14 protein-coding genes and 3 rRNA genes are annotated in these 22,477 nt (G+C 68.1%); 3 read left to right on the top strand and 14 right to left on the bottom strand.

From position 1 onward, the window contains the following. Nucleotides 1-31: 31 nt before the first annotated feature. From ABEB09_RS28590 to ABEB09_RS28535, 12 genes are all read right to left on the bottom strand, one after another. Nucleotides 32-625: a MerR family transcriptional regulator gene (locus ABEB09_RS28590; RefSeq protein ID WP_345692786.1), complete on the bottom strand. Its 594-nt coding sequence runs from the start codon at nucleotides 623-625 to the stop codon at nucleotides 32-34. A gap of 206 nt (nucleotides 626-831) precedes the next feature. Further along, entirely contained in the window at nucleotides 832-1,305 is a 474-nt protein-coding gene (locus ABEB09_RS28585) for a bifunctional nuclease family protein (RefSeq protein WP_345692785.1), read from the bottom strand. 53 nt (nucleotides 1,306-1,358) lie between these two features. Continuing rightward, a complete protein-coding gene (ftsR, locus tag ABEB09_RS28580; protein ID WP_345692784.1) occupies nucleotides 1,359-2,114 on the bottom strand; it encodes a transcriptional regulator FtsR in 756 nt (251 codons plus the stop codon). A 42-nt stretch (nucleotides 2,115-2,156) separates the two neighbouring features. Next, complete coding sequence (locus tag ABEB09_RS28575; RefSeq protein ID WP_345694118.1) at nucleotides 2,157-3,059, bottom strand: FHA domain-containing protein; 903 nt, start codon at nucleotides 3,057-3,059, stop codon at nucleotides 2,157-2,159. A gap of 238 nt (nucleotides 3,060-3,297) precedes the next feature. Further along, the gene (locus ABEB09_RS28570; RefSeq protein WP_345692783.1) at nucleotides 3,298-4,083 is read right to left on the bottom strand and encodes a DUF881 domain-containing protein; all 786 of its coding nucleotides are present in this window, start codon (nucleotides 4,081-4,083) and stop codon (nucleotides 3,298-3,300) included. A 5-nt stretch (nucleotides 4,084-4,088) separates the two neighbouring features. Further along, on the bottom strand, nucleotides 4,089-4,421 hold the full coding sequence (locus ABEB09_RS28565; RefSeq protein ID WP_010469069.1) for a small basic family protein: 333 nt from the start codon (nucleotides 4,419-4,421) through the stop codon (nucleotides 4,089-4,091). Further along, nucleotides 4,418-5,341, bottom strand: a complete 924-nt coding sequence (locus tag ABEB09_RS28560) for a DUF881 domain-containing protein (protein WP_345692782.1) — start codon at nucleotides 5,339-5,341, stop codon at nucleotides 4,418-4,420. Before ABEB09_RS28560 ends, ABEB09_RS28565 begins: the two co-directional genes overlap by 4 nt. A 97-nt stretch (nucleotides 5,342-5,438) precedes the next feature. Continuing rightward, nucleotides 5,439-7,934 (bottom strand): sugar phosphate nucleotidyltransferase, encoded by a 2,496-nt coding sequence (locus ABEB09_RS28555; protein WP_345692781.1) that lies wholly within the window; start codon nucleotides 7,932-7,934, stop codon nucleotides 5,439-5,441. 118 nt (nucleotides 7,935-8,052) lie between these two features. Continuing rightward, the gene (clsA, locus tag ABEB09_RS28550) at nucleotides 8,053-8,661 is read right to left on the bottom strand and encodes a cardiolipin synthase ClsA (protein WP_345692780.1); all 609 of its coding nucleotides are present in this window, start codon (nucleotides 8,659-8,661) and stop codon (nucleotides 8,053-8,055) included. A gap of 144 nt (nucleotides 8,662-8,805) precedes the next feature. Continuing rightward, a 5S ribosomal RNA gene (gene rrf / locus ABEB09_RS28545) occupies nucleotides 8,806-8,922 on the bottom strand. 74 nt (nucleotides 8,923-8,996) lie between these two features. Then, nucleotides 8,997-12,117 (bottom strand): 23S ribosomal RNA (locus ABEB09_RS28540). A 282-nt stretch (nucleotides 12,118-12,399) separates the two neighbouring features. Continuing rightward, a 16S ribosomal RNA gene (locus ABEB09_RS28535) occupies nucleotides 12,400-13,927 on the bottom strand. Together the 16S, 23S and 5S rRNA genes form the textbook arrangement of a ribosomal RNA operon. A gap of 658 nt (nucleotides 13,928-14,585) precedes the next feature. Between ABEB09_RS28535 and ABEB09_RS28530 the strand changes: the two genes are divergently transcribed. Then, nucleotides 14,586-15,035, top strand: a complete 450-nt coding sequence (locus ABEB09_RS28530) for a PTS sugar transporter subunit IIA (RefSeq protein WP_345692779.1) — start codon at nucleotides 14,586-14,588, stop codon at nucleotides 15,033-15,035. Between the two features lie 85 nt (nucleotides 15,036-15,120). Then, nucleotides 15,121-16,791, top strand: coding sequence for a phosphoenolpyruvate--protein phosphotransferase (gene ptsP, locus ABEB09_RS28525; RefSeq protein ID WP_345692778.1), 1,671 nt, complete (start codon nucleotides 15,121-15,123; stop codon nucleotides 16,789-16,791). A 93-nt stretch (nucleotides 16,792-16,884) separates the two neighbouring features. Here ptsP and ABEB09_RS28520 read toward each other — a convergent pair whose 3' ends face one another. Continuing rightward, a complete protein-coding gene (locus ABEB09_RS28520) occupies nucleotides 16,885-17,778 on the bottom strand; it encodes a hypothetical protein (protein ID WP_345692777.1) in 894 nt (297 codons plus the stop codon). 76 nt (nucleotides 17,779-17,854) lie between these two features. After that, a complete protein-coding gene (locus tag ABEB09_RS28515) occupies nucleotides 17,855-19,867 on the bottom strand; it encodes an acetoacetate--CoA ligase (protein ID WP_345692776.1) in 2,013 nt (670 codons plus the stop codon). A gap of 214 nt (nucleotides 19,868-20,081) precedes the next feature. On the opposite strand from ABEB09_RS28515, the gene ABEB09_RS28510 reads away from it, so the two are divergent. Next, complete coding sequence (locus tag ABEB09_RS28510) at nucleotides 20,082-22,472, top strand: glycoside hydrolase family 31 protein (protein WP_345692775.1); 2,391 nt, start codon at nucleotides 20,082-20,084, stop codon at nucleotides 22,470-22,472. The last annotated feature ends 5 nt before the right edge of the window (nucleotides 22,473-22,477 follow it).

The following is a 22,477-nucleotide window of genomic DNA, read 5'->3' as shown; positions in this document are numbered from 1 at the left end:
CGACACGCGCGGGGTGCGGGAGGCGGCCGGGTCAGACGGCCTTGTCGCGTCGGCGACGCGCCAGTTCGTCCGCGGGGTTGTGGCCGACCAGCGTCTCACCGGTGTCGACGCGCTCGCCGTGCAGCTGCGACAGCGCCGCCTCGACATCCCGCCACACCACACCCACGGCGATCCCGAAGATGCCCTGGCCGCCCTGGAGGAGATCCACGACCTCGTCCGGCGACGAACACTCGTACACCGTGGCGCCGTCGCTCATGAGCGTCATGCGCTCCAGATCCCGCAGCCCCCGGCTCCGCAGGTGCTGCACCGCGGCCCTGATGTTCTGCAGCGCGACACCGGTGTCGAGGAACCGCTTGACGATCTTCAGGACGACGACGTCGCGAAAACTGTAGAGACGCTGGGTGCCCGACCCGTAGGCGGGCCGCACGCTCGGCTCGACCAGCCCCGTACGGGCCCAGTAGTCGAGCTGCCGGTACGTGATACCGGCGGCCGCGCACGCGGTGGGGCCCCGGTATCCGATGACGTCGGTCGTCGAGTCGGCCGCACCTCCGTGAAGCGGATACGGCCCGCTCTCTCCCGGACTCAATCCGGGGAGACCCCCTGCCGTACCGTCGCCGCTGCTCATCACGCCGACCCTCCGTCCTTGACCTGCCACATCGACGGTAGGCAGTCACCAGGGGTGCGTCAACGATCGCCACACTCGCCACGCCGAGTGATAATCACCCTGAGAGTGGTTTCGCGTGTCCCCGTTCCGGGAAACGCTACTCGAATGCGCCGTTCGCGCTGAAAACGCCCCCGCGCGACCGGACGACGGCCGCGACAGCGGTGTCGTCACTGGTTGCTCGTACCGAAGTCCTCCGGAGAGATCTGGTCGAGGAACTCGCGGAACTTCTCCACTTCGTCCTCCTGCTCGTCCGGGATCGCGATACCGGCGTCGTCCAGCACGCCGTCGCTGCCGTAGATGGGCGTCCCGGTACGCAAGGCCAGCGCTATGGCGTCGGAGGGCCTCGCGCTCACTTCGACACCGCTGGCGAACACCAGCTCCGCGTAGAAGACCCCTTCGCGCAGGTCCGTGATGCGGACCTCGGTCAGCTCCTGGCCGACGGCCTCCAGCACGTCCTTGAAGAGGTCATGGGTGAGCGGCCTAACAGGAGCCATGCCCTGCTGGGCGAAAGCGATCGCCGTCGCCTCCCCCGGACCGATCCAGATGGGGAGGTACCGGTCGCCTCCCACTTCCCGCAGGAGCACGATCGGCTGGTTGGACGGCATTTCCACCCGGACACCGACAACATCGAGCTCGTTCACACAGCAACCCTAGGCCGTGCCGGACCGGTTTGGGTAGTCGAGCCGGCCCAAGATCAGTGGAACCTGACTCCCAGCGCCGTCTGCACCAGCGCGGCGTGCAGCCGCACGGACAGCGCGGCCAGCTCCTTCGTGGTCGCCTCGGCATGTGCCCTGGTCTGCGGATTGCGGTGCCGGCGCAGCGGCGCCACGATCTGCTCGACCAGCCCGGCCTCCCGGTCCGCGGCGGCCTTCACGGCCCGCAGGTGCCTCGGCTCCAGGCCGAACCTGCCCAGGTCGGCGACCAGCTTCGCCACGGTCACCGTCTCCGCGTCGTACCCGCCGTCCGCCGCCGGGACGATCAGCCCGTACGACTCCCACTCGGCCAGCTCCTCCTCGCCGACCTCGGCGGCGGCGAGCAGCTCGGCCCGCCCGATGCGGGCCGCCGTGGGCCGGTCGGGCTCCGGCTCCCACGGGGTGGCCGCTGCCGCGGCCTCGCCCTGGGGGCCGGCGCTCTGGGCGGGCAGCTGGATCTGCTCGCCCCGCTCCAGCGCCTCCAGGTGCTCCCGGATGACCTTGAGGGGCAGATAGTGATCCCGCTGCATCCGCAGGATCAGCGCCAGCCGCTCCACGTCCTGCGGGCTGAACTTCCGGTACCCGGAAGCCGTCCTCTGCGGCTCGACGAGCCCCTCCGCCTCCAGGAACCTGATCTTGGAGATCGTGACCTCGGGGAACTCTTCGCGCAGCTGGTTGAGCACCGTACCGATGCTCACCAGCCGGTCGCCCGCGTCGGCGGTGCCGTGACCGGCACCGCCCGTCGGTGTTCGCAGCATGGACCTTCCCTGGTGTTCCCCCGGACAGGGCCCGGGGGAGGGTCAGACGCCCCGCTGGCTCGCGTAGAAGACCAGCCGGTACTTGCCGATCTGCACCTCGTCCCCACTGGTCAGCTGGACCGAGTCGATCGGCTCACGGTTGACGTAGGTGCCGTTGAGGCTGCCCACGTCCGCGACGGTGAAGCTGCCATCCTGCGCCCTGCGGAACTCCACGTGGCGACGCGACACGGTCACGTCGTCCAGGAAGATGTCGCTCTGCGGGTGACGGCCGGCCGTCGTCAGATCGCTGTCGAGCAGGAACCGGCTGCCCGAGTTCGGGCCGCGCCGCACCACGAGAAGCGCCGAGCCGAGCGGCAGCGCGTCGACGGCCGCCTGGGCCTCCGGCGACAGCGAGGGCAGCTGCGTCTGCCCCGTCGTCTCCGAGTCGTACGCCTCGAGACCCGAGATCGAGATCGTCGAGGTCGTCTCCGAAGCGCGCTCGGCGGGAGCGCCGCCGCGCAGCGGCGCGCCGCAGTTGGAGCAGAACCGACTCGCCTCGGCATTGCGGTGGCCGCACCGCGTACACACCGGCATGGACGCATCCTCCTGCCGCGGCTGACCCGCGTGGGCGCTGGTCGCGTACGGATCGGAACCTATGCGGCCGGAACCGGCAGGGTCAACAGAAGACGCGCCCTGTCCGCCCGGAATGTCACCACCCGGACCAGCGACCTCGTCCCGGAAGAGCGGACGCTCGGCGCCCTGCTCCTCCTCGCTCTGCCCCTGCCGCGGCGCACGGTGCTTGGCGTTGCCGCCGTCCTCGCGTGCGCTCTTGCCGAACAACTTCCCAAACAACTTCACGGGCGATTCCCCTTGAACGAAACAGACCCGCCCGTGGGGCAGGACGAACCCTGAATGAACACACCTGCCGACCCGGACACCTTCACAACGTCCGTGACCTCCGGACAGTTTCCACCACGCACCACGCTCGTGATACGCCGACCCCCCGCAACCTCTCGGCCGGGGAGGCGTTTTCCGGATCCTGCCCGCCTCACGGCGCGCCGCGGCGCTCCGGCCGGCACCGTCGCCGGCCTCCTGCGCCTCCGTAGCTCTTCGGTCACGGGAACTGCCCCCACTGCGTCGCCTTCCCTGTCCAGCCTGATCCCCCGGGCATTCCCCGGCCCCGCGATCCCCATGCGCCCCGGCCTCACTGCGATGACGACCGAGCGTAGTCAGGCCGCTTCGCCGGTCGCAAGGCATCCACGACGATCTTCTCGGAGCGGGTCACCGTGGCCGTGGCCTGCTCCTTCTCCAGGGTCTGCACGATGCCGCCCGGGATGTTCAGCGCGGGCTCCAGGTCCTGCGGCTTGCCGATGACCTTGAACAGGTACGGCGCGCCGACCTTCTGCCCGTCGACCTCGATGGCCCCGGCCTCGCCGGAGAAGTACGTGTCGGCCACCACCCGTACGCCGTTGACCTGGATCGCCTCGGCGCCGGCCGCGCGCAGCTCCTGGATCGTGTCGAGCAGCTTGTCCGGCTCGACCGCGCTCACCGGGTCGTCGATGGCCAGCGTGATGCCGGGTCCCTCGGCGGCCACCGTTCCGGCCAGGATGCCGAGCTGCCGCTCCCGCTCCTGGGTCTGCTTACGGGCCTCCTCGGCCTGGTTCGAGCTGTTCTCCAGCTCCCTGCGCTGGGCCTCGAGACGCGTCCGCTCGTCCTCAAGACGCTGCGACCGGTCGTCCAGCTCGTCGAGGATCCGCACCAGGTCCTCCTGGCGGGCGCCGCGCAGGGCACCCTCGTCGCTGGTCGAGCGCACCTGGATGGCCAGGCCCAGGCCAAGACCGAACAGCAGCAGCGCCACGACGAGTTGGGCGCGCGACACCCGCGGTGGCCACAGGCCGGCGATCAGCCGCTGCCGCCCGGTCGTCTGCTGGGGCTCCGGCGCCGGGCGCTGCGCCTCGGGCTGGTCGTGCGGGGGGTGTGCGTCGCTCATCGGCCTCACGCCCGGAAGACATGCCGCCGGATGGCGGCCGCGTTGGAGAAGATCCGGATGCCGAGGACGACCACCACACCCGTGGACAGCTGCGCCCCCACGCCCAGCTTGTCTCCGAGGAACACGATGAGCGCGGCCACGACGACGTTCGACAGGAAGGAGACGACGAAGACCTTGTCGACGAAGATCCCGTCGAGCATGGCGCGCAGGCCTCCGAACACCGCGTCGAGGGCGGCGACGACGGCGATCGGCAGATAGGGCTCGACCACCGCCGGAACCTCCGGCCGGATCAACAGCCCGACCACGACTCCCACGACGAGGCCCAGTACGGCGATCACGATGTGCCCTTCCCTGTGTCTGCCGTGCCCTGACCGGCGCCCGTGCCGGCGGTCCTCGGCTGTGCTGTACGTACGATCAGGCTCGCCGCCGCGGGCAGACGCACCTGCTCCTGGTCCGAAATGCTGCTGCGGATACCGAAGTTCTCCTTCAGCGCGTGCAGATAGCGGCCGTCCGCGCTGTCCTGGAACGTGGTGCTCAGCCTCTTCCCGTCCCCCACCGCCAGCACCGTGTACGGCGGCACCAGCGGCTTGTTGTCGACCAGTATGGCGTCGCCCGCCGCACGGATCGCGGACAGGGCCGTCAGCCGCTGCCCGTTGATGGCGATGGCCTCCGCACCGGACTGCCACAGCCCGTTGACGATCCGCTGCATGTCACGGTCGCGCACCCGGCCGGTGTCGGAGAAGCCGGTGCTCTCGCGGGGGCCGCCGCCGCCTTCCTCGGTGTCCTCGGCGTCGTCGACGACGAGCTTCACGCCCGGCCCCTCGACCTCGGTGGCACCGGACAGCAACGACACCAGGCCGCTGCTGTCGCCGCCGTGCTGCTCCAGCGCCTCCCGCTGCCGCCGCCCCACCTCGCCGCGCAGCTCCTCGATCTTCTTCTCCAGGCCGTCGGCGGCCGACGTCTCCGCCTGGATGCGGTCGATCAGCTCCTCGCGCTCCTTCGCCACCACCGGCGCCGAGACCTGCGTCTGCGCGGCACCCAGCGTGACCACGATGGCGGCCAGGACGAGGCCGGCGGCGAGGCCCAGCTTGGCGCGCAACGTACGCGGCAGCCCGCCGCCCTCGGCGGCCCGGCGGGCCGAGGCCTCCGCGTAGCCGTCGTCGAGGGCGTGGTCGATCACATTGTTCAGCAGCGACATGGACGCGTCGGGGCGCGGAGGAGGGGAGCCGGTGCTCCGAACGGGGGGCTGCTGCGACATGCCGCACATCGTCGCATGTCGGAGGGGCTACCGCCGAATGGCCCCACCGGTGCGCCGGGCGGCGCCTCCCCGCACCGCCCGGCACTCCCGTCTCAGCTCACCGCCCGGCGCTGTCCACCACGGCGGCCCACTCGTCGAGCAGCGCCTGCGCGGACGCGTCGTCCGGTCCCTCGGCCCACAGATGGGTGACGGCCTCGGCCGGGTCCGGCAGCACCAGCACCCACCGCCCGTCGGCCTCGACCACCCGTACACCGTCGGTCGTGTCCACGCGCCGGTCCCCGGCCGCCTCCACGACCCGCCGCATGACCAGGCCCTTGACGGCCCACGGCGTCGCCAGGTCCCGCTTGAGCACATGCGCCCGCGGGATGCGCGCGTCGATCTGGCTCAGGGTGAGCTGCGTACGCGCCACCAGGCCGATCAGCCGCACGAACGCCGCCGTCCCGTCGAAGACGCTGCTGAACTCCGGGACGATGAATCCGCCGCGGCCGTCCCCACCGAAGATGGTGGACTCCTCACGCCCGACCCGGGTGAGATCGTCCGGGGACGTGGTCGTCCAGTCGACCTGTGTGCCGTGGTACGCCGCGACCTGCTCCGCGATCCGCGTGGTGGTGACCGGCAGCGCGACCCGCCCGCTGCGCCGCTCGGCCGCGACCAGGTCGAGCATCACCAGCAGCGCGCGGTCGTCCTCGATGATCCGGCCGCGCTCGTCGACGAGCGACAGCCGCTCACCGACGGTGTCGAAGCGCACCCCGAACGCGGCTCTCGCCGAGGCCACTATCTCCCCGAGCCGTACCAGCCCCGCCCGCCGGGATTCGGCGGACTCCGTGGGCCGCGACTCGTCGAGGCCGGGATTGATCGTCAGCGAGTCGACCCCGAGCCGTCCGAGGAGGCTGGGCAGCACGAGTCCGGCGCTGCCGTTGGACGCGTCGACGACGACCTTCAGCCCCGCCTCGGAGATCCCCGTCGTGTCGACGTTCCGCAGCAGGGATCCCGTGTACGAGTCGAAGACGCTCGCCGGGAAGCTCAGGTCTCCGATCTCGCCCGGGAAGGCACGACGGTACTCCTGGCGCGCGTACACCCGGTCGAGCTTGCGCTGGCCGGCCTGGGAGAGGTCCGCGCCCCGCTCGTCGAAGAACATGATGTCCACGGAGTCCGGCACGCCCGGTGTCGTCCGGATCATGATGCCGCCGGCGCTGCCGCGTGCGGTCTGCTGCCGCGCGACGGGCAGGGGCACGTTCTCCAGGTCCCGTACGTCGATGGCGCTGGCCTGGAGCGCGGAGATCACCGCCCGCTTGAGTGCCCGGGCGCCACGCGAGTGGTCCCGGGCCGTCGTGACGGTCGCACCCTTCTTCAGCGTCGTCGCGTACGCCCCCGCGAGGCGCACGGCCAGCTCCGGGGTGATCTCGACGTTGAGGATTCCGGAGACTCCGCGAGCGCCGAAGAGGTGCGCCTGCCCGCGGGACTCCCAGATGACCGACGTGTTGACGAAGGCGCCGGCCTCGATGGTCTTGAACGGGTAGACCCGCACGTTGCCCTGGACGATCGATTCCTCACCGACGAGGCACTCGTCCCCGATGACGGCACCGTCCTCGATCCGGGCCGCCCGCATGATGTCGGTGTTCTTGCCGATCACACACCCGCGAAGGTTGCTGTGCGGACCGATGTACACGTTGTCGTGAACTACCGCCTTGTGCAGGAAGGCGCCACTCTTCACGACCACGTTGGAGCCCACGACGGTGTGCTCGCGGATCTCGACGTCCGCCTCCACCTTGGCGTAGTCGCCGATGTAGAGCGGCCCGCGCAGGACGGCGTCCGGATGGACCTCGGCCCCTTCGGCCACCCACACGCCGGGCGAGATCTCGAAGCCGTCGAGTTCGACGTCGACCTTGCCTTCGAGCACGTCGGCCTGGGCCTTGACGTAGCTCTCATGGGTGCCGACGTCCTCCCAGTAGCCCTCGGCGACATAGCCGTAGATCGGCTTGCCTTCCTTCATGAGCTGCGGGAAGACGTCCCCGGACCAGTCGACCGGGACGTCGGGTTCGACGTAGTCGAAGACCTCGGGCTCCATCACGTAGATGCCCGTGTTGACGGTGTCCGAGAAGACCTGCCCCCAGGTGGGCTTCTCCAGGAAGCGCTCGACTCTGCCCTCGTCGTCCACGATGGTGATGCCGAATTCCAGCGGGTTCGGCACGCGCGTCAGACAGACGGTGACGAGTGCGCCTTTCTCCTTGTGGAACGCGATGAGGTCGCTCAGGTCGAAATCGGTGAGGGCGTCGCCGGAGATGACGAGGAAGGCGTCGTCCTTCAGCGCCTCTTCCGCGTTCTTGACGCTGCCGGCGGTGCCGAGTGGCTTTTCCTCATTGGCGTAGGTGAGCTCCATTCCGAGCTCTTCGCCGTCCCCGAAGTAGTTTTTGACGAGCGAGGCGAGAAACTGCACGGTTACGACGGTCTCGGTGAGCCCATGCCGTTTGAGCAGGCGCAGCACATGTTCCATGATCGGCCGGTTGGCGACCGGCAGGAGTGGCTTGGGCATGCTCGAGGTCATGGGGCGAAGTCGGGTTCCTTCGCCTCCGGCCATCACGACGGCCTTCATGTCGGAAGCGTCCTCCTTGCAGAGACGACGGTCTAGCCGACTTCACCCGTCCGGACTCAGGCCTTCCGATGTCGGACCGGCGCCGGCGAATCACCGCTCGGCGCCGGGACGAACAGGGTCAATCGGCCGCGGCATCCGCCTTGACAAGTCGGCGGACCTGGACCACGTAGAGGATCCCTGCCCACCAATAGAGAGTTGTACCCCATCCGGCGAACGCCCACCCGAAAACTTCAGCGAGTGACGCAAGCCACGTCTTGCCGTCACTGAGCAGTAGCAAGGGGAACGCATACATCAAGTTGAACGTCGCGGCCTTGCCCAGGAAGTTCACCTGCGGCGGCGGATATCCATGGCGCCGGAGGATTCCCACCATCACCAGAAGCATCAGCTCGCGGGCGAGGAGAGCGAGGGTCAGCCAGAGCGGCAGGATGTCCCGCCAGGTCAGTCCGACGAGCGTGGAAAGGATGTAGAGGCGGTCGGCGGCGGGGTCGAGGATGCGGCCCAGGCTGCTGATCTGATTCCAGCGCCGGGCCAGCTTGCCGTCGAGATAGTCACTGACACCGCTGAGCGCCAGGACGAGCAATGCCCAGCCGTCGCTCTTGGGCCCGCCGAACTCGGGGCGGAGGATCAGCCACAGGAAGAGCGGAACACCGACGAGCCGGGCCATGCTCAGGATGTTGGGGATGGTGAGGACCCGGTCCGTCTGAACGCGAGTCTCCTGTACCTCCACCCGGGTGCCTCCTGCGGGAAAGTGCCAATGCTGCCCCCTGACCTTACCGTCAGCGGTGCCCGGCCCGTACAGAGGGGTGCCTGGTACGGCCGGGAACGCGGAAAAGCCCCGCACCGGAATGGTGCGGGGCTCTCCCCAAAATTTGTTCGGCGGCGTCCTACTCTCCCACAGGGTCCCCCCTGCAGTACCATCGGCGCTGAAAGGCTTAGCTTCCGGGTTCGGAATGTAACCGGGCGTTTCCCTAACGCTATGACCACCGAAACACTATGAAGATAACAACTCAACCGGCAAGGGAGTTCGTTACTTCAGAACTAACACAGTGGACGCGAGCAACTGAGGACAAGCCCTCGGCCTATTAGTACCGGTCAACTCCACCCATTACTGGGCTTCCATATCCGGCCTATCAACCCAGTCGTCTACTGGGAGCCTTACCCTCTCAAGGAGGTGGGAATACTCATCTCGAAGCAGGCTTCCCGCTTAGATGCTTTCAGCGGTTATCCCTCCCGAACGTAGCCAACCAGCCATGCCCTTGGCAGAACAACTGGCACACCAGAGGTTCGTCCGTCCCGGTCCTCTCGTACTAGGGACAGCCCTTCTCAATATTCCTACGCGCACAGCGGATAGGGACCGAACTGTCTCACGACGTTCTAAACCCAGCTCGCGTACCGCTTTAATGGGCGAACAGCCCAACCCTTGGGACCGACTCCAGCCCCAGGATGCGACGAGCCGACATCGAGGTGCCAAACCATCCCGTCGATATGGACTCTTGGGGAAGATCAGCCTGTTATCCCCGGGGTACCTTTTATCCGTTGAGCGACGGCGCTTCCACAAGCCACCGCCGGATCACTAGTCCCGACTTTCGTCCCTGCTCGACCCGTCGGTCTCACAGTCAAGCTCCCTTGTGCACTTACACTCAACACCTGATTGCCAACCAGGCTGAGGGAACCTTTGGGCGCCTCCGTTACCCTTTAGGAGGCAACCGCCCCAGTTAAACTACCCATCAGACACTGTCCCTGATCCGGATCACGGACCCAGGTTAGACATCCAGCACGACCAGAGTGGTATTTCAACGACGACTCCACCTGAACTGGCGTCCAAGCTTCACAGTCTCCCACCTATCCTACACAAGCCGAACCGAACACCAATATCAAACTGTAGTAAAGGTCCCGGGGTCTTTCCGTCCTGCTGCGCGAAACGAGCATCTTTACTCGTAGTGCAATTTCACCGGGCCTATGGTTGAGACAGTCGAGAAGTCGTTACGCCATTCGTGCAGGTCGGAACTTACCCGACAAGGAATTTCGCTACCTTAGGATGGTTATAGTTACCACCGCCGTTTACTGGCGCTTAAGTTCTCAGCTTCGCCGACCCGAAAGTCAGCTAACCGGTCCCCTTAACGTTCCAGCACCGGGCAGGCGTCAGTCCGTATACATCGCCTTACGGCTTCGCACGGACCTGTGTTTTTAGTAAACAGTCGCTTCTCGCTGGTCTCTGCGGCCACACCCAGCTCCGGAGGAAAACTCCATCACCAGACGTGGCCCCCCTTCTCCCGAAGTTACGGGGGCATTTTGCCGAGTTCCTTAACCATAGTTCACCCGAACGCCTCGGTATTCTCTACCTGACCACCTGAGTCGGTTTAGGGTACGGGCCGCCATGAAACTCGCTAGAGGCTTTTCTCGACAGCATAGGATCATCCACTTCGCCACAATCGGCTCGGCATCAGGTCTCACCCTCATGAGAGACGGATTTGCCTATCTCTCGGGCTACACCCTTACCCCGGGACAACCACCGCCCGGGCTGGACTACCTTCCTGCGTCACCCCATCGCTCACCTACTACCAGTCTGGGTCACCGGCTCCACCACTCCGTGATTGTCCGAAGACGCACACGGCGGTTTCACGGGCTTAGCATCGCTGGGTTCAGCGCTGGCGCTTCAAAGCGGGTACCGGAATATCAACCGGTTGTCCATCGACTACGCCTGTCGGCCTCGCCTTAGGTCCCGACTTACCCTGGGCAGATCAGCTTGACCCAGGAACCCTTAGTCAATCGGCGCACACGTTTCTCACGTGTGTATCGCTACTCATGCCTGCATTCTCACTCGTGAACCGTCCACAACTCGCTTCCACGGCTGCTTCACCCGGCACACGACGCTCCCCTACCCATCACAGCGGGCGTTGGCCCTCATGCTGCAATGACACGACTTCGGCGGTACGCTTGAGCCCCGCTACATTGTCGGCGCGGAATCACTTGACCAGTGAGCTATTACGCACTCTTTCAAGGGTGGCTGCTTCTAAGCCAACCTCCTGGTTGTCTCTGCGACTCCACATCCTTTCCCACTTAGCGTACGCTTAGGGGCCTTAGTCGATGCTCTGGGCTGTTTCCCTCTCGACCATGGAGCTTATCCCCCACAGTCTCACTGCCGCGCTCTCACTTACCGGCATTCGGAGTTTGGCTAAGGTCAGTAACCCGGTAGGGCCCATCGCCTATCCAGTGCTCTACCTCCGGCAAGAAACACACGACGCTGCACCTAAATGCATTTCGGGGAGAACCAGCTATCACGGAGTTTGATTGGCCTTTCACCCCTAACCACAGGTCATCCCCCAGGTTTTCAACCCTGGTGGGTTCGGTCCTCCACGAAGTCTTACCTCCGCTTCAACCTGCCCATGGCTAGATCACTCCGCTTCGGGTCTTGAGCGCGCTACTGAATCGCCCTATTCGGACTCGCTTTCGCTACGGCTTCCCCACACGGGTTAACCTCGCAACACACCGCAAACTCGCAGGCTCATTCTTCAAAAGGCACGCAGTCACGAGACACCAGCAAGCTGATGTCCGACGCTCCCACGGCTTGTAGGCACACGGTTTCAGGTACTATTTCACTCCGCTCCCGCGGTACTTTTCACCATTCCCTCACGGTACTATCCGCTATCGGTCACCAGGGAATATTTAGGCTTAGCGGGTGGTCCCGCCAGATTCACACGGGATTTCTCGGGCCCCGTGCTACTTGGGTGTCTCTCAAACGAGCCGCTGACGTTTCAGCTACGGGGGTCTTACCCTCTACGCCGGACCTTTCGCATGTCCTTCGCCTACATCAACGGTTTCTGACTCGTCTCACGGCCGGCAGACCGTGAAAGAGAGATCCCACAACCCCGCATGCGCAACCCCTGCCGGGTATCACACGCATACGGTTTGGCCTCATCCAGTTTCGCTCGCCACTACTCCCGGAATCACGGTTGTTTTCTCTTCCTGAGGGTACTGAGATGTTTCACTTCCCCTCGTTCCCTCCACACTGCCTATGTGTTCAGCAGCGGGTGACAGCCCATGACGACTGCCGGGTTTCCCCATTCGGACACCCCCGGATCAAAGCTCGGTTGACAGCTCCCCGGGGCCTATCGCGGCCTCCCACGTCCTTCATCGGTTCCTGGTGCCAAGGCATCCACCGTGCGCCCTTAAAAACTTGGCCACAGATGCTCGCGTCCACTGTGCAGTTCTCAAGCAACGACCAGCCACCCATCACCCCACCACCTACGTGGTGAGTGCACTGGGGCCGGCGTACCGAAGGCCCAGGCTCTCGCCCGTGCCCTCAGACACCCAACAGCGTGCCCGACACGATCCCTCGATCCGATCCGCGTTCCACGCCGAAGCAGTACTAGCGGTCCATCTCCTGATCGTGCCGAGTAGTCAACGTTCCACCCATGAGCAACCGTGCGAGACATTCGCTCGCAGTCGGCTATGTGCTCCTTAGAAAGGAGGTGATCCAGCCGCACCTTCCGGTACGGCTACCTTGTTACGACTTCGTCCCAATCGCCAGTCCCACCTTCGACAGCTCCCTCCCACAAGGGGTTGGGCCACCGGCTTCGGGTGTTACCGACTTTCGTGACGTGACGGGCGGTGTGTACAAGGCCCGGGAACGTATTCACCGCAGCAATGCTGATCTGCGATTACTAGCGACTCCGACTTCATGGGGTCGAGTTGCAGACCCCAATCCGAACTGAGACCGGCTTTTTGAGATTCGCTCCACCTCACGGTATCGCAGCTCTTTGTACCGGCCATTGTAGCACGTGTGCAGCCCAAGACATAAGGGGCATGATGACTTGACGTCGTCCCCACCTTCCTCCGAGTTGACCCCGGCGGTCTCCCGTGAGTCCCCAGCACCACAAGGGCCTGCTGGCAACACGGGACAAGGGTTGCGCTCGTTGCGGGACTTAACCCAACATCTCACGACACGAGCTGACGACAGCCATGCACCACCTGTACACCGACCACAAGGGGGCACCCATCTCTGAGTGTTTCCGGTGTATGTCAAGCCTTGGTAAGGTTCTTCGCGTTGCGTCGAATTAAGCCACATGCTCCGCCGCTTGTGCGGGCCCCCGTCAATTCCTTTGAGTTTTAGCCTTGCGGCCGTACTCCCCAGGCGGGGAACTTAATGCGTTAGCTGCGGCACGGACGACGTGGAATGTCGCCCACACCTAGTTCCCAACGTTTACGGCGTGGACTACCAGGGTATCTAATCCTGTTCGCTCCCCACGCTTTCGCTCCTCAGCGTCAGTATCGGCCCAGAGATCCGCCTTCGCCACCGGTGTTCCTCCTGATATCTGCGCATTTCACCGCTACACCAGGAATTCCGATCTCCCCTACCGAACTCTAGCCTGCCCGTATCGAATGCAGACCCGGGGTTAAGCCCCGGGCTTTCACATCCGACGCGACAGGCCGCCTACGAGCTCTTTACGCCCAATAATTCCGGACAACGCTTGCGCCCTACGTATTACCGCGGCTGCTGGCACGTAGTTAGCCGGCGCTTCTTCTGCAGGTACCGTCACTTTCGCTTCTTCCCTGCTGAAAGAGGTTTACAACCCGAAGGCCGTCATCCCTCACGCGGCGTCGCTGCATCAGGCTTTCGCCCATTGTGCAATATTCCCCACTGCTGCCTCCCGTAGGAGTCTGGGCCGTGTCTCAGTCCCAGTGTGGCCGGTCGCCCTCTCAGGCCGGCTACCCGTCGTCGCCTTGGTGAGCCGTTACCTCACCAACAAGCTGATAGGCCGCGGGCTCATCCTGCACCGCCGGAGCTTTCCACCACCATCAGATGCCTGAAGTGGTCATATCCGGTATTAGACCCCGTTTCCAGGGCTTGTCCCAGAGTGCAGGGCAGATTGCCCACGTGTTACTCACCCGTTCGCCACTAATCCCCTCCCGAAGGAGGTTCATCGTTCGACTTGCATGTGTTAAGCACGCCGCCAGCGTTCGTCCTGAGCCAGGATCAAACTCTCCGTGAATGCTTCCCGGTGATCCGGGTCAACACTCGCGTTGAGCGGAACAGGGCGGGAGGAATAGTCCCGCTTCCTGTTCACAGCGTCCTCGCTGTGTTTTTCAAAGGAACCTCGTCTCAGAGAGACGGGGTTATCAACATATCTGGCGTTGACTTTTGGCACGCTGTTGAGTTCTCAAGGAACGGACACTTCCTTCGTACTCACCCTTTCGGGCTTTCCTCCGGGCGCTTCCCTTCGGTGTTTCCAGCTTAGCAGATCCGTTTTCCGTTTCTGCCACCCGCTGGAGCGGGCTGCCGGGCTGTTCTTCGCTTTCGCGCTTTCCCTTTCCGGCGGTTCCGACCTTATCAAGGATTTCCCGACCCGATGACCACTCCCCCACGGACACACAGAGGTGTAGACCAGTAGTGGTGTAGACCAGTTAGGATCTCGCCCTGACAGGCGGTGCTGCCGACCCTCGACTCAGAGTCGCGTCGGGCGTCAGGCAGGGCTACGACACTACCTGTCACGGGTAGTTGAGGCAAATCGTTTCCGGTGGTCCTGAGGTCCGCCAACCGGTACCTCTCATACGGAACCCGGACTTCCTATGACATACGCTCAGAACAGCACGCCGTCCGGGACAGGCAGTGACGGCGACACAGCATCTCCGCCCCCTGGGAGGCCCTCCATGACCACCGTGACGTCGCCCCTCGCCGGACGCGCCATCGGACTCGCCGCCGTACCGGACCCGGTGTTCTCCGGGGCCATGGTGGGCCCGGGTACCGCCATCGACCCCGTGCGCGAGCCGTCCACGGCCGTCTCGCCCGTCGACGGAGTAGTCGTCTCCCTGCACCCGCACGCCTTCGTCGTCGTGGACGGCGAGGGCCATGGGGTGCTGACGCACCTCGGTATCGACACCGTCCAGCTGAACGGCGAGGGCTTCGAGCTGCTCGTCAACAAGGGCGACACCGTCGCGCGCGGTCAGGACATCGTGCGCTGGAACCCGGCCGCCGTGGAGGAGGCCGGCAAGTCGGCCGTCTGCCCGGTCGTGGCGCTGGAGGCCACCGCCGACTCGCTCGCCGAGCTGCGCGAGGACGGCGACGTGAAGGCGGGCGACACGCTCTTCGCCTGGCAGTGACGTCACCGCCGCCCTACGGCGGCACTGAGCTGGATGTTCCTATGCGGCGGGACGGGACCGCCGCTCGATTCGGAGACGGGTGAAGATGGAGACAACGCTGCGTGGCGTCGGTGTGAGCCACGGTGTGGCGATCGGCGAGGTACGGCACATGGGTACGGCGGTCCTCGAACCGCCGGCCAAGCAGATCCCCGCCGAAGAGGCGGAGCGCGAGCAGGGGCGCGCGCGGCAGGCCGTCGACGCCGTGGCCGCCGACCTCATAGCGCGCGGCAACCTGGCCGGCGGTGAGGCGCAGCACGTGCTCGAGGCGCAGGCCATGATGGCGCAGGACCCCGAGCTGATGGCCGACGTGGACCGGCGTATCGCCGTGGGCAGCACCGCCGAGCGGGCCGTGTACGACGCGTTCGCCGCGTACCGGGCGCTGCTGGCGGGTGCGGGTGAGTACCTGGCCGGGCGGGTGGCCGACCTGGACGACGTGCGGAACCGGATCGTGGCGCGGCTGCTGGGTGTGCCGATGCCGGGTGTGCCGGACAGCGACGAGCCGTACGTGCTGATCGCGCGGGACCTGGCGCCGGCGGACACCGCGCTGCTGGACCCCGCGCTGGTGCTCGGCTTCGTGACCGAGGAGGGCGGGCCGACGAGCCACAGCGCGATTCTGGCGCGGGCGCTGGGTGTGCCTGCCGTGGTGGCGCTGCCGGGTGCGTGCGAGCTGGCCGAGGGCACCGTGATCGCGGTGGACGGCAGCACCGGTGAGATCTTCGTGGAGCCGAGCGACGAGCGGCGTGCCGAGCTGGAGCGCGCGGCGGCCGAGCGGAAGGCGGTGCTGGCGGCCTCGACGGGTCCGGGTGCGACGTCGGACGGGCACAAGGTGCCGCTGCTGGCGAATGTCGGCGGCCCGGCGGACGTGCCGGCGGCCGTGGAGGCCGGGGCGGAGGGCGTCGGTCTGTTCCGTACGGAGTTCCTGTTCCTGGACGACAGCGAGCGGGCTCCGTCGGAGGAGAAGCAGGTCGAGGCGTACCGCAAGGTGCTGGAGGCGTTCCCCGAGGGCCGGGTGGTCGTGCGGGTGCTGGACGCGGGTGCGGACAAGCCGCTGGACTTCCTGACGCCGGCGGACGAGCCGAACCCGGCGCTGGGCGTCCGGGGTCTGCGCACGCTCCTGGACCACCCGGAGGTGCTGCGGACGCAGCTGACCGCGCTGTCGAAGGCGGCGGCGGGGCTGCCCGTGTACCTGGAGGTCATGGCGCCGATGGTGGCCGACCGGGCGGATGCCAGGGCGTTCGCCGACGCGTGCCGTGAGGCGGGGCTTCAGGCCAAGTTCGGTGCGATGGTCGAGATTCCGTCGGCGGCGCTGCGGGCGCGCTCGATCCTGCAGGAGGTCGAGTTCCTGTCGCTGGGCACGAACGATCTGGCGCAGTACACGTTCGCGGCCGACCGGCAGGTGGGTGCGGTGTCGCGGCTGCAGGATCCGTGGCAGCCGGCGCTGCTGGACCTGATCGCGATGGCGGCGGAGGCGGCGCGTGCCGAGGGCAAGAGCTGTGGTGTGTGCGGTGAGGCCGCGTCGGATCCGCTGCTGGCGTGTGTGCTGACGGGTCTGGGCGTGACCTCCCTGTCGATGGGGTCGGCGTCGATTCCCTACGTGCGGGCGACGCTGGCGAAGTACACGCTCGCGCAGTGCGAGCGGGCGGCCGCGGCGGCGCGTGCGGCCGACTCGGCGGAGGAGGCGCGGGTCGCCGCGCAGGCGGTGCTGTCCGGGGAGTGATCCGGTGCCTGATCCGGTGAGCTGCTGAGTCGTGTGGTGGAGGGGCCTTTCCGCGGTGGTGGGAAGGCCCCTCCTTCCATTGGGGCCGTGTGGTCAGTGGTGGGTGGGGCGGCCGTCGTCGGGGGCGAGGTCGAAGCCGGCGCGGTATTCGACGCCCGGTTCCGGGGCGAGGGGTTCGCCGGTGTCGGCGTCGGTGCAGTAGGCGTTGAAGACCTCCGCCTCGGTGAGGGGGACGAGGCGGCCGCGCTCCAGGCGCCAGCCGTGGAGGCGGTCGGGTGCGTCGGGCCTGGTGGTGCGCAGGACGAGGCCGCCGGGGGCCTCGTGGGCGATTCCGGCGGCCAGAACGGTGACGAACGCGGCGCCTTCGGCGGAGTGGAGGGGGGTGGGGCCGGTGTCGGTGCCGGGGGTGTGGAGGACACCGAGGAGCTGTTCCTGTCCGGCGGGGATGCTGCAGACGAGGTGGTGGGCGCCGGGTCCGGCCGCGTCGAGGAGGCGGAGGAGGGCGCGGGTGGCCTGGTCGAAGGCGGCGTGGCCGATGTCCTGGCCGCAGTCGGCGCACTGGCCGGCGTCGGTGAGCAGCATCGTGGCGTACTCGTGGGTGGCGTGGCGTACGGCCGTGTTGACGAGGAGCGGGACGAGCTGGTCGATGGGCTGGCCGGTGTAGGCGACGCGGGCTCCGGTGGCGGCGACTTCGGCGGTGTAGCGGCTGCGGCTGGCGGCGCTGTCGGGGTCGAGGCCCGTCTCCGTGCAGTACGCGGCGTAGTCCTCGGGGTCGAAGAGGGCCACGGTGGTGTGGCCGCCGTTGGAGGCGAGGGTCCTCAGGAGGGCTTCGACCTGCCGGAGGTAGGCCGTGTGGTCGTCGAAGGTGAAGGAGCGGTAGCGGCGCATGGCCGCGAAGTCCTCCTCGTCGGCCAGCAGGCCGACCGTGCTCGGTACTTCGCGGCGCAGCGCTCGTCGGAGTGAGGTGGTGTTCCTGGTGTGCGCCATGGGTCCCCCTGTGATCAGCTGTTGATCAATGCTCACTCAGAGTAATCGGGGGGACTGACAGCGGGGGTGCGGTGGATCAGTCGGTGGTGGTGTTCCTGCGCTGGTGGGCCAGGTCTTCGTAGAAGCGGAGGAGGTCGAGGTTGTCGACGGATCCCGGGTTGACGGCCTTGGCGAGTTCGGTGCCCTGGAGGAGGCGCTTGACGGGGACCTCGATGCGCTTGCCGGTGAGGGTGTGGGGGATGCCGGGGACTTCGATGATGTCGTCGGGGACGTGGCGGGGGGAGAGTTCGGTGCGGATGGTCTGCTTGACGCGGTTGATGAGCGCGTCGTCGAGGGTGGCGCCTTCGGCGAGGTGGACGAAGAGCGGCATCCAGTAGCCGCCGCCCGGTTCCTCCAGGCCGATGACGAGGGACTCCTTGATCTCGGGGAGGCGTTCGACGGCTTCGTAGATGTCGGCGCTGCCCATGCGGACGCCCTGGCGGTTGAGGGTGGAGTCGGAGCGGCCGTGGATGACGACGGAGCCGTGCTCGGTGATGGTGATCCAGTCGCCGTGGCGCCAGACGCCGGGGTACATCTCGAAGTAGCTGTCGCGGTAGCGGCTGCCGTCGGGGTCGTTCCAGAAGTGGATCGGCATGGACGGCATGGGGTTGGTGACGACGAGTTCGCCGACTTCGCCGATGAGGGGCTTGCCCTGGGGGTCCCAGGCCTGGAGGTCGGTGCCGAGGCAGGGCGCCTGGAGTTCGCCGATGTGGACCGGGAGGGTGGGGACGGCTCCGGCGAAGCAGCTGCAGACGTCGGTGCCGCCGCTGACGGAGGCGATCCAGACGGGTTCGCCGGTCTCGGCGAAGGCGTCGTGGAGCCAGCGGAATCCGTCGGGCGGGAGGGGCGATCCGGTGGTGGCGACGCACTTGATCCTGGAGAGGTCGTGGTCGCGGGCGGGGTGGACGCCGGCCTTGCGGCAGGCCATGACGTAGGCGGCGGAGGTGCCGTAGAGGGTGGCTCCGGTGCGTTCGGCGATGCGCCACTGGGCGCCGGTGTCGGGGTAGCCGGGGCTGCCGTCGTAGAGGACGACGGTGGTGCCGGTGAGGAGGCCGGAGACGAGGAAGTTCCACATCATCCAGCCGGTCGAGGTGTACCAGAAGAACCGGTCGTCGGGGCCGAGGTCGCAGTGGAGGCCGAGCTGCTTGACGTGTTCGAGGAGGATGCCGCCCTGGGACTGGACGATGGCCTTGGGCAGGCCGGTCGTGCCGGAGGAGTACAGGATCCACAGGGGGTGGTCGAAGGGGACCTGCTCGTAGACGGGCTCGGCGTCGGCGGCGGTGAGCGCCGACCACTCGAGGGTGCCCTCGGGGGCCGGCGTGCCGAGGAGGGGGATGTGGACGACCGCGCGGAGGGTGGGCAGTTCGCGGCGGAGTTCGGCGACGGTGTCGCGGCGGTCGTGCTCCTTGCCGCCGTAGCGGTAGCCGTCGACGGTGAAGAGGACGACGGGCTCGACCTGCTGGAAGCGGTCGAGGACGCTGCGGGCGCCGAAGTCGGGGGCGCAGGAGGTCCAGACGGCGCCGACGGCGGCGGTGGCGAGGAGCGCGGTGACGGCCTGCGGGATGTTGGGGAGGTAGCCGCTGACGCGGTCGCCGGGGCGTACGCCGAGGGCGCGGAGTTCGGCGGCGAGGGCGCCGACCTGGCGGCGCAGTTCGGCCCAGGTGACGGGGGTGGGCTCGTGGGTCTCGTCGACGTGGAGGAGGGCGGGGGCGTCGGGGCGGTCGTCGGCGGCGCGCAGGGCGTGTTCGGCGTAGTTGAGGGTGGCGCCGGGGAACCACTGGGCGCCGGGCATGGCGCGGTCGCCGACGACGCGCTCGTAGGGGGTGGCGAAGCGGATGTCGAACCACTCGGCGACGGCCTGCCAGAAGGTGTCGAGGTGGTCGACGGACCAGCGGTGGAGGGCCGGGTAGCCGCCGTCGGCGGGGGCGCCGTGCCGCTCGGCGGCCCAGGCCTGGAAGCGGGTGACCGCGGCGGAGGCGATGCGGTCCTGGTCCGGCTGCCACAAGGGCTCGGACGGCTCGGAGTGCGCGGTCGCTGACGTCGATGTCATGGAGGTGGCTCCCTGGCTGTACGCGGTTGGCGTGTGTCCCGCGCACGGGCTGGGGTGTGCGCGTGACGCGGCTGGGAGGGACGATGCCATGTGATCGTCTTTCGCACCAGGGTTCCCCGCCCATGGCCGGTTGGCTGAACATGTGCTCTCACCACGGGTGAACGGCGGTTGAACGCCTCCCGTGCGCCCCCTCGCGGGTGGCAGGGTGATCGCCATGGACGGTCGTGAGCTGGTGCGTTCGGTGTGGGTCTTCGGCAGGGTGCGGGGGCTGCGGGCCATGCGGTCGGTGTGGCGGCAGCGGCGTGCGGACGCGGTGGGGCTGAGGCCGAGGGGGCCGGAGCGGGCGCGGGTCCCCGGGCCGGTGCAGGGGGCGGAGCCGTTGCCGGGCGGGGGGATCGTCCGGTTCGCCCGGTCGGAGCTGCGGGTGTGGGTGTCGGGCGGGGGGACGGTGTTCTGGGGGTGGGACGGTGCGGGGCCGCTTCCGTCGTACGCGCTGGCGGGGGAGCCGCCGGAGCCGGACGCGCGGGCGGTGCTGGAGCCGGACACGGACGGCGGCTGGCGGGTGGTGGCCGAGCGGGTGACGGTGGCGGTGTCCCGGAACGGGGCGGTGGAGGTGCGGACGCCGGGCGGGGTGGTGCTGCGGCGGGAGCTGCCGCCGCGGTGGTGGGAGCCGGTGGGCGGGGGGCCGGCGCGGTGGGTGCAGCGGTCGGAGGTTCCGGCGGACGCGCGGTTCTTCGGGCTGGGCGGGCGGTCGTCGGGGCCGCGGCTGCGGGAGGGCACGTACCGCCTGTGGAACACCGATCCGCGGGGCGCCTTCGGTCCGGGGGACGATCCGCTGTACATCACGATGCCGGTGCAGTGGGTGGTGTCGGACGCGGGCACGCATCTGCTGTTCCACGACAACCCGTGGGAGGGGCAGGTCTCGCTGCGGGAGGGCGAGGAGGGCGCCGGGTCGGGGCATGACCGGCCGGGGGCGAGCGAGGTGCGGATGGGTGGGGGTCCGTTGCGGTGCTGGGTGGTGGTGGGCACGCCGGCGCGGGTGCTGCACGGGTGGACGCAGCTCACGGGGGCGCCGGCGGTGCCGCCGTCGTGGGCGCTGGGCCCGCAGCACGCGCGGTGGGGTTTCGGCAGTGGGGAGGAGGTGCGGCGGGTGGTGGAGGGCTACCGGGAGCGGGGGCTTCCGCTGTCGGTGCTGCACCTGGACATCGACCACTACGACGAGCACCGGGTGTTCTCGGTGGACCGGGAGCGGTTCCCGGATCTGCCGGGTCTCGCGGCGGAGCTGCGGGAGCGTGGGGTGCGGCTCGTGTCGATCGTGGATCCCGGGGTGAAGGCCGAGTGCGGCGATCCGGTGTACGACGCGGGGCGTGCGGTGGGGGCGCGGGGGGCGTTCGTGCGGGACGCGCGGGGCGGTGAGGTGCGGGGTGTGGTGTGGCCGGGCGAGTGCGTGTACCCGGACTTCACGGATCCGGAGGTGCGGGAGTGGTGGGCGGGGCTGTACGAGGAGCGGCTGGCGCAGGGCTTCTCGGGGGTGTGGCACGACATGAACGAGCCGGTGTCGTTCACGCCGTTCGGGGACATGACGCTGCCGAGGTCGGCGCGGCACGCGCTGGAGGGCCGGGGCGGCGACCACCGGGAGGCGCACAACGTGTACGGGCTGGCCATGGCGCGGGCCGGCTACGAGGGGCTGCGGCGGCTGCGCCCGGAGGAGCGGCCGTTCCTGTTCTCGCGGTCGGGTTGGGCGGGGATGCAGCGGTACGGCGGGACGTGGTCGGGGGACGTGGCGACGGGGTGGCCGGGGTTGCGGGCGTCGTTGTCGCTGGTGCTGGGCCTGGGGCTGTGCGGGGTGCCGTACTCGGGCCCTGACGTGGGCGGTTTCGACGGGCATCCGTCGCCGGAGCTGTATCTGCGGTGGTTCCAGCTGGGGGCCTGGCTGCCGCTGTTCCGTACGCACGCGGCGATCGACGCGGGGCGGCGGGAGCCGTGGGAGTTCGGGCCGAAGGTGCTGGAGTACGCGCGGGCGGCGCTGGAGGAGCGGGAGCGGCTGCGGCCGTACTTCGTGACGCTGGCGCGGCTGGCGCGCGTGACGGGTGCGCCGTACGCGCGGCCGCTGTGGTGGGGGGCGCCGGAGGACCGGGCGCTGCGGGGCTGCGAGGACGCGTTCCTGCTGGGGGACGCGCTGCTGGTGGCGCCGGTGCTGACGCGGGGCACGGACCGGCGGGCGGTGCGGCTGCCGCGGGGGCGGTGGTACGACACGGTGACCGGCGAGGCGTACGAGGGCCCCGGGCAGGTGCTGGTGGACGCGCCGCTGTCGCGGATTCCGGTGCTGGCGCGGGCGGGTGCGGTGATTCCGGTGCGGGGCGAGGACGGGGTGGACGAGCTGGAGGTGTGGGCGCCGGCGCAGGGCCGGGCGGGGGGCGGTCTGGTGGTGCGGGACGTGGGCGACGGGTGGGAGCACGCGGAGATCGAGCGGTACGCGACGCGGTGGGCGGACGGCGGGGTGCGGGTCGAGCGGGTGGCGGAGGACGGGTCGGTGACCGTGGTGGGTGACGGGGAGGGCGCCGCGGGGGTGCGGGTCCGGCTGCGGGGGCTGGGCGCGGGGTGAGCGTC

Origin of the sequence: Streptomyces coeruleoprunus, assembly GCF_039542925.1 — a bacterium.
GTDB classification, from domain to species: domain Bacteria; phylum Actinomycetota; class Actinomycetes; order Streptomycetales; family Streptomycetaceae; genus Streptomyces; species Streptomyces coeruleoprunus.
This window is presented reverse-complemented; position numbering and strand designations above follow the sequence as displayed.

Excerpts from the sequence above, each read along its gene's own strand:
- ABEB09_RS28590 (WP_345692786.1), bottom strand. The coding sequence starts at position 625 with ATGAGCAGCGGCGACGGTACGGCAGGGGGTCTCCCCGGATTGAGTCCG.
- ftsR (WP_345692784.1), bottom strand. The coding sequence starts at position 2,114 with ATGCTGCGAACACCGACGGGCGGTGCCGGTCACGGCACCGCCGACGCG.
- ABEB09_RS28570 (WP_345692783.1), bottom strand. The coding sequence starts at position 4,083 with ATGAGCGACGCACACCCCCCGCACGACCAGCCCGAGGCGCAGCGCCCG.
- ABEB09_RS28560 (WP_345692782.1), bottom strand. The coding sequence starts at position 5,341 with ATGTCGCAGCAGCCCCCCGTTCGGAGCACCGGCTCCCCTCCTCCGCGC.
- ABEB09_RS28555 (WP_345692781.1), bottom strand. The coding sequence starts at position 7,934 with ATGAAGGCCGTCGTGATGGCCGGAGGCGAAGGAACCCGACTTCGCCCC.
- ABEB09_RS28530 (WP_345692779.1), top strand. The coding sequence starts at position 14,586 with ATGACCACCGTGACGTCGCCCCTCGCCGGACGCGCCATCGGACTCGCC.
- ptsP (WP_345692778.1), top strand. The coding sequence starts at position 15,121 with ATGGAGACAACGCTGCGTGGCGTCGGTGTGAGCCACGGTGTGGCGATC.
- ABEB09_RS28520 (WP_345692777.1), bottom strand. The coding sequence starts at position 17,778 with ATGGCGCACACCAGGAACACCACCTCACTCCGACGAGCGCTGCGCCGC.
- ABEB09_RS28515 (WP_345692776.1), bottom strand. The coding sequence starts at position 19,867 with ATGACATCGACGTCAGCGACCGCGCACTCCGAGCCGTCCGAGCCCTTG.
- ABEB09_RS28510 (WP_345692775.1), top strand. The coding sequence starts at position 20,082 with ATGGACGGTCGTGAGCTGGTGCGTTCGGTGTGGGTCTTCGGCAGGGTG.